The organism is Streptomyces sp. NPDC127084 (assembly GCF_042724175.1).
In the GTDB taxonomy this organism is placed as follows: Bacteria; Actinomycetota; Actinomycetes; order Streptomycetales; family Streptomycetaceae; genus Streptomyces.
Window position 1 is genome coordinate 22,305 of the sequence record NZ_JBHXFA010000070.1, and the last position, 13,290, is coordinate 35,594.

Annotated in this window: 11 protein-coding genes; 3 read left to right on the plus strand and 8 right to left on the minus strand. The window is 70.0% G+C overall.

Going from position 1 to position 13,290, the window contains the following annotated elements; translation table 11 throughout:
• Window positions 1-60: 60 nt before the first annotated feature.
• The 3 genes from ACFWI9_RS17985 to ACFWI9_RS17995 are packed head-to-tail and all read right to left on the minus strand — an operon-like array spanning window position 61 to window position 3,276.
• Window positions 61-840, minus strand: coding sequence for an aminoglycoside N(3)-acetyltransferase (locus tag ACFWI9_RS17985; protein WP_387163045.1), 780 nt, complete (start codon window positions 838-840; stop codon window positions 61-63).
• Window positions 821-3,070: a radical SAM/SPASM protein FxsBH, inactivated beta-hydroxylase extension form gene (fxsBH, locus tag ACFWI9_RS17990; RefSeq protein ID WP_387163047.1), complete on the minus strand. Its 2,250-nt coding sequence runs from the start codon at window positions 3,068-3,070 to the stop codon at window positions 821-823. The genes ACFWI9_RS17985 and fxsBH overlap by 20 nt, the downstream gene beginning before the upstream one ends.
• 41 nt (window positions 3,071-3,111) lie before the next feature.
• Window positions 3,112-3,276 (minus strand): FXSXX-COOH protein, encoded by a 165-nt coding sequence (locus tag ACFWI9_RS17995; RefSeq protein ID WP_338675663.1) that lies wholly within the window; start codon window positions 3,274-3,276, stop codon window positions 3,112-3,114.
• A 231-nt stretch (window positions 3,277-3,507) separates the two neighbouring features.
• Between ACFWI9_RS17995 and ACFWI9_RS18000 the strand changes: the two genes are divergently transcribed.
• Complete coding sequence (locus tag ACFWI9_RS18000; RefSeq protein WP_387163049.1) at window positions 3,508-4,410, plus strand: DUF4231 domain-containing protein; 903 nt, start codon at window positions 3,508-3,510, stop codon at window positions 4,408-4,410.
• Between the two features lie 17 nt (window positions 4,411-4,427).
• Here the strand turns inward: ACFWI9_RS18000 and ACFWI9_RS18005 are convergent, their stop codons facing one another.
• The 3 genes from ACFWI9_RS18005 to ACFWI9_RS18015 all read right to left on the minus strand — a co-directional run bounded on the left by ACFWI9_RS18005 (window position 4,428) and on the right by ACFWI9_RS18015 (window position 7,713).
• Window positions 4,428-4,907: a hypothetical protein gene (locus ACFWI9_RS18005; RefSeq protein ID WP_387163051.1), complete on the minus strand. Its 480-nt coding sequence runs from the start codon at window positions 4,905-4,907 to the stop codon at window positions 4,428-4,430.
• A gap of 215 nt (window positions 4,908-5,122) precedes the next feature.
• A complete protein-coding gene (locus ACFWI9_RS18010) occupies window positions 5,123-6,028 on the minus strand; it encodes a S1 family peptidase (protein ID WP_387163054.1) in 906 nt (301 codons plus the stop codon).
• A 440-nt stretch (window positions 6,029-6,468) separates the two neighbouring features.
• Window positions 6,469-7,713 (minus strand): DUF5685 family protein, encoded by a 1,245-nt coding sequence (locus tag ACFWI9_RS18015; protein WP_387163055.1) that lies wholly within the window; start codon window positions 7,711-7,713, stop codon window positions 6,469-6,471.
• A gap of 298 nt (window positions 7,714-8,011) precedes the next feature.
• Between ACFWI9_RS18015 and ACFWI9_RS18020 the strand changes: the two genes are divergently transcribed.
• A complete protein-coding gene (locus ACFWI9_RS18020; protein ID WP_387163056.1) occupies window positions 8,012-8,446 on the plus strand; it encodes a cell division protein SepF in 435 nt (144 codons plus the stop codon).
• 132 nt (window positions 8,447-8,578) lie between these two features.
• Here ACFWI9_RS18020 and ACFWI9_RS18025 read toward each other — a convergent pair whose 3' ends face one another.
• The gene (locus tag ACFWI9_RS18025; protein ID WP_387163059.1) at window positions 8,579-9,769 is read right to left on the minus strand and encodes an acyl-CoA dehydrogenase family protein; all 1,191 of its coding nucleotides are present in this window, start codon (window positions 9,767-9,769) and stop codon (window positions 8,579-8,581) included.
• Between the two features lie 86 nt (window positions 9,770-9,855).
• Window positions 9,856-11,667, minus strand: coding sequence for an MFS transporter (locus tag ACFWI9_RS18030; RefSeq protein ID WP_387163060.1), 1,812 nt, complete (start codon window positions 11,665-11,667; stop codon window positions 9,856-9,858).
• 477 nt (window positions 11,668-12,144) lie between these two features.
• Here ACFWI9_RS18030 and ACFWI9_RS18035 point away from each other — a divergent pair, with 477 nt between their 5' ends.
• The gene (locus ACFWI9_RS18035; protein WP_387163061.1) at window positions 12,145-13,236 is read left to right on the plus strand and encodes a phosphatase PAP2 family protein; all 1,092 of its coding nucleotides are present in this window, start codon (window positions 12,145-12,147) and stop codon (window positions 13,234-13,236) included.
• Window positions 13,237-13,290 lie beyond the last annotated feature (54 nt).

Sequence of the window (13,290 nt, forward strand, 5' to 3'; positions counted from 1 at the left end):
AGTGTGAGCGAATCAATCATTCCGGAGCTGACGGCGCTCCATCCCCTCACCGTCAGTCAATCAGCGCCGCTTTTCGGTCATCCACAGCACAGCGTGATCCACGGCTTCCTTGATCGAGAACAATCGCGCATTCGTTCCTCCCACTTGTCCGTTCTGCACCCGACCCTTATCGAACGCGTCTCCGATACATTCGAAATCACTGTCGTCCAGCGAGACGTCCTTGTATTCGGTCCATTCCGGGCGGCCGTCCGTACCGCGCACCACACAGCGATAACTCCGCAGCGGCGAACCAACGCGATACTCCGCCAGATGAAAGGCGGTGCACACGGAGAACCCCACATTGATCATCAACACCCGGGCCTGGGCCCGGTACAGGGCGGCCAGTGGGGAATCCTCGCCGAAATGCGATTCCAGCGGATGTGCCGAGAGCAGCTCGGCCGCACGGCTGCCCAGCGCGGCGAACGAGACCTGGGGATGGGCGCTGCGGACGGCCCCGGGAGTGCTGCGCAGGCACTCGGCCAAACGGCCCACACCCGTGCAGGGTGTGGTGGCGGGATCGAAGGCGGGCATCTCTGCCCGGAAGGCCGCCGCCTGAGTGGGTGTCATACCGGTCACCCGGCGCAGATACGCGGTGGAGGTGTCGGAGTTCTCGGCGGTGAAGGCCGGTACGACCACGGTGCCGTCCGGGCCCACCGCCGTGAGCAGTGCGTCCCGTACGATCGCGGCGCCAAGTCCGGTACCGCCGAGAGCCGCGTGGACGAGGACCACATCACCTGCCTCGATCCCCAACCGCGCGAGGTCGTACGCAAGCCCGACCCGTTCATACACGGCACAGGTCACGGTTCACCTCTTCCCCCAGCTCTTCTTCCAGCCGCGTCAGCAGGCGTTTCCCGCTGACGGTCAGTTCGGCGGCACGCTCCAGGGTGGTGAGCGCCCGCAGCGCCTGCTCGGCGGCGTCAGGGTCGAACCCCGCGAGACCGGCTCGTTCATACGTCCCGGCCAGCAGTTCGGAAACGGGCACCGGGGCGTCCGTCCACGGCGCCGGGTGGCTCCACCAGCCGTCCTGCGCGTACAGGTCGGTGACCTCGCGCAAGGCCTGGAAGCGCGCTCTGCGATGGCCCCGCAGCAGCGCGAGAGCAAGCTGTGGGACGTCCGCGCGCAGCGGCAGCCCGAGGGCGCCGAGACCGTGCCGGCCCACCACGGGCTCCTGGCCGGCTAGCGGCGTGAGCGTGGTCAGACAGGCTGCCGCGGCTTCCGCCTGCCGTGGCGCCCGCTCACGCAGCAGGCTCCAGGCTGCCGCGAGCCGCCCGGTCCACTCGGCGGCCTCGTCATGGCCGAGCCTGGGCACGGCGGTTACCCCGAAGCAGTCACGGTACGGATCGAGGTCGTCGATCGCGAGGTCCGGAACCGCTTCGGCGCACCGGCCCGAGCGGCGCACCGGCCGCCAGTCGGCGGCGGGTTCGGCCGGGTTCGTGACCCGGCGCTCGTCGCCCGCGATCCGCACCAGAAAGCCCTTCTCGACGGCGCGCACCCGCACGGTGCCGCGCTCCTCGGCTCCGGACAGACGGAGCTCTCCGAGCGTCGGCAGATACAGGACGCCGTGCTCGTACGGCACCGGGACGGACAGCTCCTGGCCGCCCCGTACGACGGCCGCGGCGACCGACGCGGACAGCCGGGCCGCCGGGGCCGTACCGCCGGCCGCACCCGGCCGCCCCTGCTCGAGGGCATCCAGGGCCTCGTGCAGCCAACTCGCGGTGTACGGATGGGCCAGCACCTCGTCGAACCCGAGTCCGTCGGAGTGCTCGACGGCTTCCATGAGTTCCCAGGCACGGGCCCAGCCCTTGTCACCGCGTCCGGCCAGCGCGTCATGGAGCCCCGCGAGCAGCAGCCAGGCCAGCTCGTACTGCTCGGTACGCAGCGCCGCGGGGTCCGTCACCGCGGGCGATGCGGACCCGGCGGCGGTGCGGCGCTCGATGCCGCGGATGAGCGCCTCCAGATCGGTGCAGTACACCGAGGTGTTGTCGAAATCCCTGCCGCTCCGGTACCGGTGGGTGTAGAGGCCGCCGCCGCAGGAGCGTACGACCGGGCACTGGCGGCAGGTCTCGCTGACACCGGCCAGTCCGAGCTGGCGGGCGCGGATACCGGGATGGGCCGCGACCTCGTCCAGGGAGTGGTCGAAGACGGTGAATCCGGTGGACGCCGCGCCCTCGTAGGCGCTCTTGAGCGAGTCGACCTGCTCCAGGGTGCCGTCGGTCTCCACCACGACGAGGTCGGTGGGCGCGAGGCCGAGTGACTCGGTGAGACTGGAGCCCCCGGAGAGCGTGGAGAGCACCGATTCGAAGAGCCGGACGGGGACGGGTCTGCGCCGGCGGTTCCAGCGGTCGAAGACCGTGAGGATCCAGTCGGCGTAGGCGGTCGGCGAACCGCCGGGCCGCAGGGGCGGTTCGTCCCAGGTGGCATGCGGCAGCAGGAAGTCGATCCGCGGTGGATCGAGCTCCATGAGCGCGTCGTATACGGCCACCGGGTCGTTGCGCACATCGATGGTGCAGAGGAGACCGAGGTCGAGATGGCGATAGCGGTCCTGGTGGAGTAACTCCACAGCCCTCAGCACCAGGGGGTGGCTGCTGCGGCCGTCCGCGAAACGGCGATGCCGGTCGTTGGCGGCCCTGTCACCGTCGAGCGAGATGCCGACCCTGACACCGAACTCGTCGAAGAGGTCGAGATAGCGGGGGCTCAGCTGGAGACCGTTGGTGTGGATTCTCAGATCGAGCGCGGCGACGCCGTCGAGGGCGGAGATCAGCTCCTCGCAGATCCGTCGTAGCCGGGCGGGACCCGCCAGCAGCGGCTCCCCTCCGTGCAGGATCACTGTCACGGAGGGTAGTGCATGGGTCTTGGCGTGCTCGGCCAGTCGCCGAGCCGTCCAGTCAATCGCGTCGTCAGAGATTGTCCTAGGGCGTGTGCGCCAGCTCTGATCTGCGTGTTCGTAGATATAGCAGTGGTCACATGCGAGATCGCACCTGCTGTGCACCTTGAGGACGATCTCACGGAATGGGACCAACGGTCCTGTCATTCCACCAGTCTAGGGTCAGGCCGAGGGCCTGGAGTACATACTCAGAGAGCGGAGTTGAAGCTCGGCACCCGATCGGTCCTGCCGACAGAAGCGGGACGCACACGGCCCAGCTTCCTGACAGCGTCGGCGCCGTGGACGTCGATCTCGGTCACGGGCACACGATTCTTCTTCGCTGCGGCGAAGGCGGTTGAGGTCTGGAAGGTCACGACGGCCGTCCTAGGTCATCTCGTGCTAATACAGAGCGCCGCACCGTTGCAGTGTCGGCGGCACGACTTTACTCTCATGGCCACCCACAGCAACTCGTCACGTGCATCTATGGCAAATGCGTGGCGCAAGTATTCCCCACTCCGAACGGAACAAGCCATTCCATCGAAAGAGTGAAGCCAAATCCGCCGAGGGGGGTACGCATGACCGGGGTTCCCGGACATCTGCAAAGTATGGTCTTCCGAAACGCTGATCTGCCGGTTCTCTTCCACCGAACCGACGAGACGGCCATCTCCCGCCAGCGCGAGGCCGTCAACGGCACCCGGCTGCAGCTGCTGCTCCTCGTCCTGGGTGCCGCCCTGGCCGCGCTCCCCTGGCGTGGCGCGATCGGCACCTCCTTCCAACTCATGGGACTGCTCAGCGTGTTGGCATACGCGGGGGTGCTGGTGGTCAGCTTCCGCGGCTCTCGCCAGCGAGCAAAGTCGCACTGGCAACTCAACCGGTCCGCCGCGGAGTTCATCCGCTCGATGTGCTGGCGGTACGCCGTCCACGGCGCCCCCTTCGACTCGGACTCCCCTGATCCCGACCGGCTGTTCGTCACCCGCCTGGAAGAGGGACTGGCGGAGCTGAAGAAGGTCGGCTGGGTGGATCCGCGTGCGTCCGGGGATGCGGCGGCCGGTGCGGAGCTCATCACCACACCGATGCGGCTGCTGCGGGAGAAGGGCTTCAACGCCCGCAAGGAGACCTACGTACGGGACCGGCTGATCGAGCAGCGCAACTGGTACCACCGCCGCATGGAGGTCTCCCGCCGCGCCACCCTGCTGTGGCAGGTGACCATCGGGCTGCTCACCCTGCTGGCCCTGCTCTTCGGGATCCTGCGCACCTTCGCGGTCACCGATTCCCCGGAGCCGCTCGGGCTGCTGTCGGCCGCCGCCGCCGCGTGTCTGGCCTGGAGCGAGATCCGCCGCCACCAGCCGCTGATCGCCGCCCACTCACTGGTGGAGGAGGACCTGGCGGCGATCCATATCGCGATGGAGACCTCGGTGACCGAGCAGCAGTGGCCGTCCGCCGTGTACGAGACCGAGCGCATCGTCTCACCGCAGCACACGGACTGGCTCGTCCGCCACCGCAGTTGACGGTCCGCCGACCCGGGTCAGGCGCGTCGCACGCCGGGTTGCCAGATGACGGTGACCGGCGTGCCTGTCCGCCGCGCGTACCGCACGATGTCGCCGGTGCCGCCGAGACCCCGGGCGGGCAAACCGTCCCAGACGGCGAGCAGCCGGTCGCAGTTGTCGGCGATATAGGCTCCGGCGGCGTAGTAGGCCTCGTCGGTGGAGTGGTCGAACGCCATCCGGATCTCCTGGCTGGCCAGACTGCGCAGGTCGCGGAACCGGGCCAGTTCGTCCGGCTGGTCGAAGTCCTCCTCGTAGTCGCCGCTCGGAATGACGACGGTGAGTTCCGCACCGCATTCGAGGGCGATGCCGGCGAAGATCTGGTCGGCTCCGGCCGCCAGGCTGGACAGTGCTTCCAGGGAGCCGCTGTGTCCGCACAGCAGGGTGCGGATGGCGGCGCGGACATGGGACATGGCCTCGGGCGGGATGTTCCGGTGGCCGGTCACTCCGATGCGCTTCAAGATCGAACCCCCCAGAAAGACCCAACGCTGCGCGACCGTTCTGACATCCTCTCAAATCAACGCAAGACGTCGAGCCCCTGTCCCCCGAATGGGACACCGGTCGGCTGATGGAGCCACCTCACGGGGCCGCTCCGTCGGCCGTCCGGCAGCACTCGGCCCCGCCGGGCCGAAGCCCGACGGGGCCGAAGGGAACGGACCCGGTGGAAGTCGCGCGGTCAGTAGACGCTGACGCCGTATGCGCTGAGCGCCTCGGTGACCGGCTGGAAGTAGGTCGTACCACCGGTGGTGCAGTTGCCGCTGCCACCCGAGGTCAGACCGATGGCCCGGCTGCCGGAGCGCAGCGAGCCACCGCTGTCGCCCGGCTCGGCGCAGACGTTCGTACGGATCATGCCGTAGACGATGTCCCCACCGCCGTAGTTGACGGTGGCGTTGAGTCCGGTGACGGAGCCGCTGTGGGTACCGGTCGTGGAGCCGCGCCGGGTCACCGACATCCCGACGGTGGCGTTGGCGGCACTGGTGATGTCGACACTGCCGACCGTGCCGGGCTTGGAGATCGAGGTGTTGGTGTAGCGGACGAGTCCGTAGTCGTTGACCGGGAAGCTGGAGCCGGCGGTCGGGCCGAGGACGGTGGTGCGGGAGGAGTTGGAGTACCAGGTGCCCGCGCCGTCGGTGCAGTGGCCCGCGGTCAGGAAGTACGTGTTGCCCGCACCGTCGCGGACGTTGAAGCCGAGGGAGCAGCGCCAGCTCGACGCGTAGATGGCGTCGCCGCCCGAGATCAGTCGGCGGATCTTGCCCGGGGTCCGCTCGATGCGGAGCGCACCGGCGTTGGCTCCGGCCGTCTGCTTGATCCTGGCCAGCGCTTCCCGGGAGACGGTGGAGTCGGCGGTGACGACCAGGGTGCCGGTCGCCTGGTCGATGTGCCAGGCGGTACCGGCCACATCGGCTTCCAGCACGGCGTCGCTCGCGGCGGAGAGCTGTGACGCGCTGAACGTACCGGGTGCCTCGTCGGCGCTGGCGGTGGGGACGGCCAGAGCTGCGGCTGCTACGAGGCCGGTGGTGAGGGCGAGCAGACGGATACGTCTCGCCACTCCGTTGCGGGGGATGGTGCGCTTGATCCTCACTTCGCGTTCCTCCAGAGGGGAATCGGGGACCCGCCTGTGGGGTGACGGGCCCGTGAGGCGCAGTCGGTGGAGCAGGGGATCGCGGGATTCCAGTTCCGCTGTGCTCCTGACAAGCGCTTGCTCGGGAGTATTCGTAGCGTCAACTACCTGCGCAAGGGTGCCTTTCGGTCGCTTGGGACGCGGGCTCCGCGTCGCCCGCCGGGCCGCCCGGCGCACCGGACGAAGCGGCCGGTATCGCCCGGACCGCCGCGGTCCGGCGGCCAGGAGCGGGCCCGACCGGACGGTCGTTTCCCCCGGTGGGAGTGCGGACCGCGAGCAGGTGGCGGCAGCCCGGACCGGGCCGCCCCTGCCCGCGGCGCGGCAAGACCCGCGGGGTGTGATGTCCCTCACACCCCATATGCGGCCCGGCCGGATGTCGATGCTCCGGCGTTGACGGGAACTCAGCAGCCGTCACACGGGCAGCAGCAATCGCAACCGCAGCAGCAGTCGTCGCACTTGTGGCAGCAGCCCTCGCGCTTCTTGCGGGACCACGGCCCCTCGTACTCCTCCGCACAGCACAGCTTGCAGGTGCAGCACAGACCGATGAAGGCGCCGCAGCCCGCCCAGAAGCCGCGCGGCTGCGGCCGGTGCGGGCCGTCGCCGAACCGCGGGGACTGCCCGCCGGGGCCACCCGGCCCTCCGGGGGCGCCGTAGCCGCCAGAGCCGCCATGGGGACCGTACGAGCCATTCGGGCCGTACGGGCCTGGCTGCCCGGATGATCCGCCGGCGGGGCCCTGACCGTACGGGTTCCCCTGCGGAGGCTGGGAGCCGTGCCCCTGATGCGAGCAGGTGGCCGAGCCGAAGGCCCGGTCGACGGACCGCCTGAGCTCGTGCGCGAGCAGCATGTGCAGCAGTTTGTCGTCGACGAACTCCGCATCCCGCAGCGCGAGCCGGATGCCGTGCAGCGCGTCGTCCGCGAGGCGCCGGGCCTCCGGCAGTGAGGTGCCGGTCGCCGCCAGCGGGTTCCACGCACCCGACAGGGCGTCGGCCTCCCGGTCCTCCACGGCGTCCAGCAGATGGGCGAGGCGCCCGAAGAGCCTGCCCGCCTCGGCGAGGGGCACGATGTTCTGCGGGCGGCCGGCCAGTACGGCGGTGTGGGCGAAGGCCGCCGCTGTCGCGGTCTCCGTGGGCTCGGTCACCGCCAGCAGCGGGGTGCCGGGACCCGCGAGCGCCTCGATGCCCGTCTGCCGGTCGACGGCGTCGACCAGCACAGCCGTGTCGAAGCCCAGCTCACGGCCGGTCCGCGCACCAGCCCGCGCCCAGTTCCCGGCGACCTTGCGCGCCGCCGCCGCCACCGGCCTGCGCGCCAGCAGCCCGTCCCGGTCGGCGACGTGGTCGCGCACCTTCGCCGACGCGAGCACCAGGGAGACAGCGGCGGCCAGCCGCGCGCCCTCGCCCTGTGCGACGGGCGCCGTACGCATGGCCCGCAGCGGGCACGGCCCGGCTGTCCTTCGCAGCCTTGCCGGACTGGCGGTCTGAGCCTCCGTCAGAACCGAGACGACAAGGCCGTCGTAGTTGGTGACGACCCTGGCGAACTGCCCGTGGTCCGAGCGAAGTGCCAGGCACAGCCCGCAGAGATGAGCCATCCACTCCGTCTTGAGACCATCGGTCAGCCGATGGGTGCAGGGTCTGACGATTCCGAACACGACACATCCCTCGGAAGCAGCTCGAGTGTGCGGGCCGCATCGTACCCGCCTGACCGGTTAGCCCATACGCGCCGAAGGTCACCCATCCGGCACGACATTCATATTTTGCTTCGATATGAGGCTCCTGAAGGCCCCTCAGGGCCCCTATTCAGGAACAATGTTGACGAAACGCCACAACTTCTGCACCAGTACCGTCACGAAACCCTCGTGCGGCGACTATCCCCTTGGCGCGCGATCCGCATCATGGACGACCATAGTGACGCGGAACCCCAAGTGACCGCGGTGAAAGGAGGCGTCCATGGCATCGGTACGCAAGGCGAGCGCATGGCTGGGGCTTGTCGAGGACAACGACGAGCGGTACTACGACGACGAGTACACCGAGGGTACGGGAGCGGCCGAGCAGTGGGTCACCGACCCGCGAGTCCGGGTCGCCTCCGAAACGGCGCAGGAGCAGGGCCGCCGGATCGCGACCATCTCCCCGGACAGCTTCCGTGACGCCCGCATGATCGGCGAGCACTTCCGGGAAGGGGTCCCGGTGATCGTCAACCTGACGTCCATGGACCCCTCCGACGCCAAGCGGGTCGTCGACTTCGCGGCCGGGCTGACCTTCGGACTGCGGGGCTCCATCGAACGGGTGGCGACCCGGGTCTTCCTGCTGACCCCGGCCGACACGGAGATCGTCACCGGGGAGCCCACCGGCATCACCGGTGACGGTTTCTTCAACCAGAGCTGAGGCCGGGGTGCCCCCGGCCTCCCGCCCAGGCCCGCGACCGGCCACCGTCCCGCTCGGCTAGGGCCTTTCGCTGGATCAGCCCGGCAAGATCCAAACGAAAGGCCCTAGGCGTCCGCCTGTCTGCATGCCGGTCTAACGGAAGGCATCCTGACCGGTGAGCGCCTTGCCGAGCACCAACTGGTGCATCTCGACGGTCCCCTCATAGGTGAGCACCGATTCGAGATTGGTCGCGTGGCGCATCACGGGGTACTCCAGTGAGATCCCGTTGGCGCCGAGGATGGTGCGCGAGGTGCGGCAGATCTCGATCGCTTCCCGCACGTTGTTGAGCTTCCCGAAGCTGACCTGCTCCGGGCGGAGCTTCCCGGCGTCCATCCGCCGCCCGAGGTGCAGGGCGAGCAGGATGCCCTTGTGCAGTTCCAGCGCCATGTCGGCGAGTTTGGCCTGGGTGAGCTGGAATCCCCCGATGGGCCTGCCGAACTGCTCGCGCGTCTTCGCGTAGTCGAGCGCGGCCTCGAAGCTGGAACGGGCCGCCCCCATGGCACCCCACACAATGCCGTAACGCGCGTGGGACAGGCAGCTGAGCGGGCCCTTGAGCCCCGTGACGCCCGGCAGCACGGCGTCGGCGGGCAGCCGTACCTCGTCCATGACCAGTTCACTGGTGACGGAGGCACGCAGGGACCACTTGTGCTTGATCTCGGGGGCGGAGAAGCCGGGACTGTCGGTCGGGACGACGAAGCCGCGGACGCCTTCGTCGGTCTGCGCCCAGACCACGGCGACCCCGGCGACGGAACCATTGGTGATCCACATCTTACGGCCCGTCAGAACCCAGTCGCCGCCGTCGCGCTTGGCGTAGGTGCGCATCGCGGCGGGGTCGGATCCGACGTCAGGCTCCGTCAGACCGAAGCAGCCGATGGTGCTGCCTTCGGCCATCGACGGCAGCCAGCGCTGCTTCTGCTCCTCCGAGCCGAACTTCCAGATCGCGTACATCGCGAGCGACCCCTGGACAGACACCAGCGAACGGATACCCGAGTCGGCCGCTTCCAGCTCCAGGCAGGCCAGTCCGTACTGGACGGCCGTGGCACCGGCGCAGCCGTAGCCGGTCAGCGACATGCCGAGCGCGCCGATCGAGCCCAGTTCACGGGCGAGCTCACGGATGCCGGGGAGCTCACCGCTCTCGTACCAGTCGGCGACATACGGCAGCACACGGTCCGCTGCCCAGGAGCGGACCGTGTCACGGATCGCGAGGTCCTCCGGCTCCAGGAGGTCGTCGATGCCGATGGGGTCGGCGGGGTCGAAGGGCGGCAGCTTCGAGGATGCGGTCATCAGGGGGTGCCTCCGGTGGCCGGCACGGTCTGTCGCTGTGCCCGAACCTAACGGTGTCAGTTAACGATCAGCGCAGACGTTACGGCTCAGTGTGCCGTGCGTCCAGAGCGGGCCACGGCCGCCGCCTCCGCGGACTTGCGGTGCACCGGGGCGGTGGCAGAGGAGCGCAGATGGTCCCAGGGGCCGAGTGCCGCCTGGCCGGGGAGCTCGGACGCGTACGGCTGGGCTTCGGTGCCGGACGCGGCCTCCGGCCTGGGGCCGGGCCGAGTGGGGGACGCGGTGCCGGACGGCCCGGAGCCGGCGCCCGACGCGGCACCGGCCTGAGCGACCACCGTGGCACCCTGAGTGTCCTCGGCCCTGTCGGCGCACTCCATCGCCTTCGGTAGCCGCAGCGCCGCCAGTGCTCCCAGCAGCAGCAGACCTGCGCTGACCACGAGCGTGACATGCAGACCGTGTACGAAGGCGGAGCGAGCGGCGGTCCGCAGCGCGTCGCCGGCCGGGCCGCCGAGGTCCGCGGCGATCTGGTAGGCCTCGCCGAGGGAGTTCGCCGCGGCCTCACGGGCGGCGCCCGGCACTCCCGCCGCGCCGGTCAGCCCTGGCGCGTACGCGGCGTTCATGACGCTGCCGAGCAGCGCGATGCCCATCCCGGCACCGAGCTGGTAGGACGTTTCGCCGATGGCCGCCGCCCCGCCCGCCTGCTCCGCGGGAGCCTCGCTGAGCATCGACTCGTACGCGCCGAACAGCGTGGTCTGGAGCCCGAAGCCGAGCAGCACGAACCCGGTGGTGAGCAGCAGCGGCCGGTCGTCGTGCCCCATCAGTGTGAGCAGCAGCACCGCCGCCGCGGTCAGCACGAAGCCCCAGCCGACCATCCGCCGCGGTCCGACACGGCGCAGGGTGTACGAACCGGTCGCGCCGGCCGCCATCGCCGCGAAGGTGAGGGGCAGCAGCCGCAGGCCCGTCTCCAGGGGGCTGAGCCCCAGCACGAGCTGGAGGTACTGGACGGCGATCAGCTCCAGGCCGACCAGTGCCAGCATGGCCAGCACGATGCAGCCGACGGAGGTGGAGAAGGTGGCGCGGGCGAACATCCGCATGTCGATGAGGGGGTGGTCGCGGCGCCGCTGGCGCCGGACGAAGAGCGCGAGGAGCAGCAGACCGGCGAGCAGTGGACCTGCGGTGGGGATGTCGAGCGGACCGTGGCCGACCCCGAGCCGCTTCACGCCGAGTACGAGCCCGAGTACACCCGCGGCGGCCATCAGGGCGCCGATGACGTCCCAGGGGCCGTCGCCGTCGCCCTTGGACTCGGGCAGCAGCCAGCGGCCGAGCGGGAGGATCAGCGCCATCAGCGGGATGTTGATCAGGAAGACCGAACCCCACCAGAAGTGCTGGACCAGGAAGCCGCCGAGCACCGGGCCGGTGGCGGCACCGACGGCGGCGACCGCCGTCCAGATGCCGATGGCGGTGGCCCGCTCACGGCGGTCGGGGAAGACGGCCCGGAGGATCGAGAGGGTCGCGGGCATGATCATCGCGCCGCCTACGCCGAGCAGGGCGCGGGCGCCGATGAGCACCTCGGGAGTGGTGGCCAGCGCGGCGACGGCCGAGGCCGCGCCGAAGAGCGCGTAGCCGAGCAGGAGTATGCGACGGCGGCCGACGCGGTCGCCCAGCGTACCGAAGAGGATCAGCAGCGCCGCGCAGACCAGCGGGTAGGCGTCGACGATCCAGAGGAGTCCCACTCCGCTCGGGCGGAGGTCCTCGGTGACCGCGGGTACCGCGACATGCAGCACGGTCGCGTCGAGCGCGACGAGCAGCAGGCTGACGCAGAGGACGAGGAGAACGACCCAGCGGTTGGCACCGCCGCCGGTGGCGCGAAGGCGCGCTCCGGTCGTGGTCGTTCCGAACATGTATGTACCTCCTGGTGATCTCTCGCGTCGGTGGGCAGTCCGGGGCGGGGCACCGCGGTGGCCCGGCATCGAGGGCGAGTGATCAGCCAATGTACGCGAGTCGGAGCCGCTGACGCGTGGTCCACCTCTCACCTCGACGGACCGCGCGGTGTGGCGTACGCCACGCTCACGGGTTCGCCGAATAGGTGCCCGCCACGCCCCGAACGGCCTCGGAATTCCGGACATCCGGCATATGAACGGCCTTCTCTGAGGATTCCCGGGGCCGGAGCGTTCTCCCCCGGGAGCCGTGCTCGTCGAATTCGAACGGCCGCAGGAGGCCTTTCTCCGGATTCGGTCGGCCGCCCTCTCCCCCGTCCCCGGATTTTCCCCGCGCGCACGGGAAAGAATGTCCGACTGAGACCGACTCCACATCACATCGTCATCACGAAGGGCCGAGATCGGCCGGACCGCACACTCACTCCCTGTAACGTCGATTGGGTGCGTACCGACATCTTTGCCCGCCTGGACCGGGAGCCGGAGCCGCCGAAGATAGAGATCCCGCGGATGAGCCGCACCCGTCTCGCCCTTCTCGGCGGGACCTCGGCGTTCTACGCGGCGATCGTCGTGGCGGTGCTGGTCTCGTCCTGGCTGGTGATCATCGACTGGAAGGTCATGCTCTTCCGGCCGTATCAGCAGTGGCCGGAGCTGCACGCGTTTCTGGACTACTTCGTCGTCCTGGGCCAGCGCGGCCCGACCGCCGTGATGGTGGCCGCCTGGCTGGGTTGGCGCTCCTGGCGGCAGCACACGCTGCGACCGCTGCTCTCCCTGGGTGCCGCACTGCTGCTGCTGAACGCGACCGTGGGCGCGGTCAAGCTCGGCCTCGGACGGCTCGGGCCGCACTACGCGACGCAGATCGGCTCGGCCGAGATGTTCGCCGGCGGCGATATATTTCCGTCGGGCCACACCGCCAATGCCGTCGTGACCTGGGGAATCCTCGCCTATATGGCCACCACTCCGCGCGCGAGGCGCTATCTGTCGGCGCTGTCCGCCGTGGTGGCGCTCGGTGTCGGACTGACCACGGTATACCTCGGTACGCACTGGCTGAGCGATGTGCTGCTCGGCTGGGCGGCGGGGCTGCTCGTACTGCTGGCGCTGCCCTGGTGCGAGCCGCTGATCGGGCGGGCCGAGGAGTCCATCCTGTCGCTGCGCGACCGGCTGCGTGAGCGCCTGCGCGAGCGCCGGCTGCCGCTGCCTTCGCTCCCCGTCGCGCCCGGCAGTCCACGCCCGGCGGTGTTCTCGCAGCGTGCGTCGTCGGCGTTGCCAGCTTCGTCTGCGTCGTCTGCGAGTACCGAAGCGGTGCGCAGACCGGTGGGCGCGGGTGGCGGAGGCAGAGGATCCGCGTCCGGCGGGACGGTGGCCGGGCCGGCCACCCAGCTCGCCCAGGTGCGCGCGCACACGGTCACGCGCCCGGCACACGTCGCGCACGCCCCGCATGCCTCCCATACGCCGTACTCCTCGCACGGCGGCCCGGTGGCGTCGTCGGCCGGCGGCCGGCGTGCGCCCCGGTCGCGTCCGGTCACCGGCAGCTGATCCGACCGGTTACGCCGGCAGCGCGGGCATCGCGCGCACAGCGCCCGGTGAAGG

Excerpts from the sequence above, each read along its gene's own strand:
- ACFWI9_RS18000 (WP_387163049.1), top strand. The coding sequence starts at position 3,508 with ATGGTCTTCCGAAACGCTGATCTGCCGGTTCTCTTCCACCGAACCGAC.
- ACFWI9_RS18020 (WP_387163056.1), top strand. The coding sequence starts at position 8,012 with ATGGCATCGGTACGCAAGGCGAGCGCATGGCTGGGGCTTGTCGAGGAC.
- fxsBH (WP_387163047.1), bottom strand. The coding sequence starts at position 3,070 with ATGACAGGACCGTTGGTCCCATTCCGTGAGATCGTCCTCAAGGTGCAC.
- ACFWI9_RS18030 (WP_387163060.1), bottom strand. The coding sequence starts at position 11,667 with ATGTTCGGAACGACCACGACCGGAGCGCGCCTTCGCGCCACCGGCGGC.
- ACFWI9_RS18025 (WP_387163059.1), bottom strand. The coding sequence starts at position 9,769 with ATGACCGCATCCTCGAAGCTGCCGCCCTTCGACCCCGCCGACCCCATC.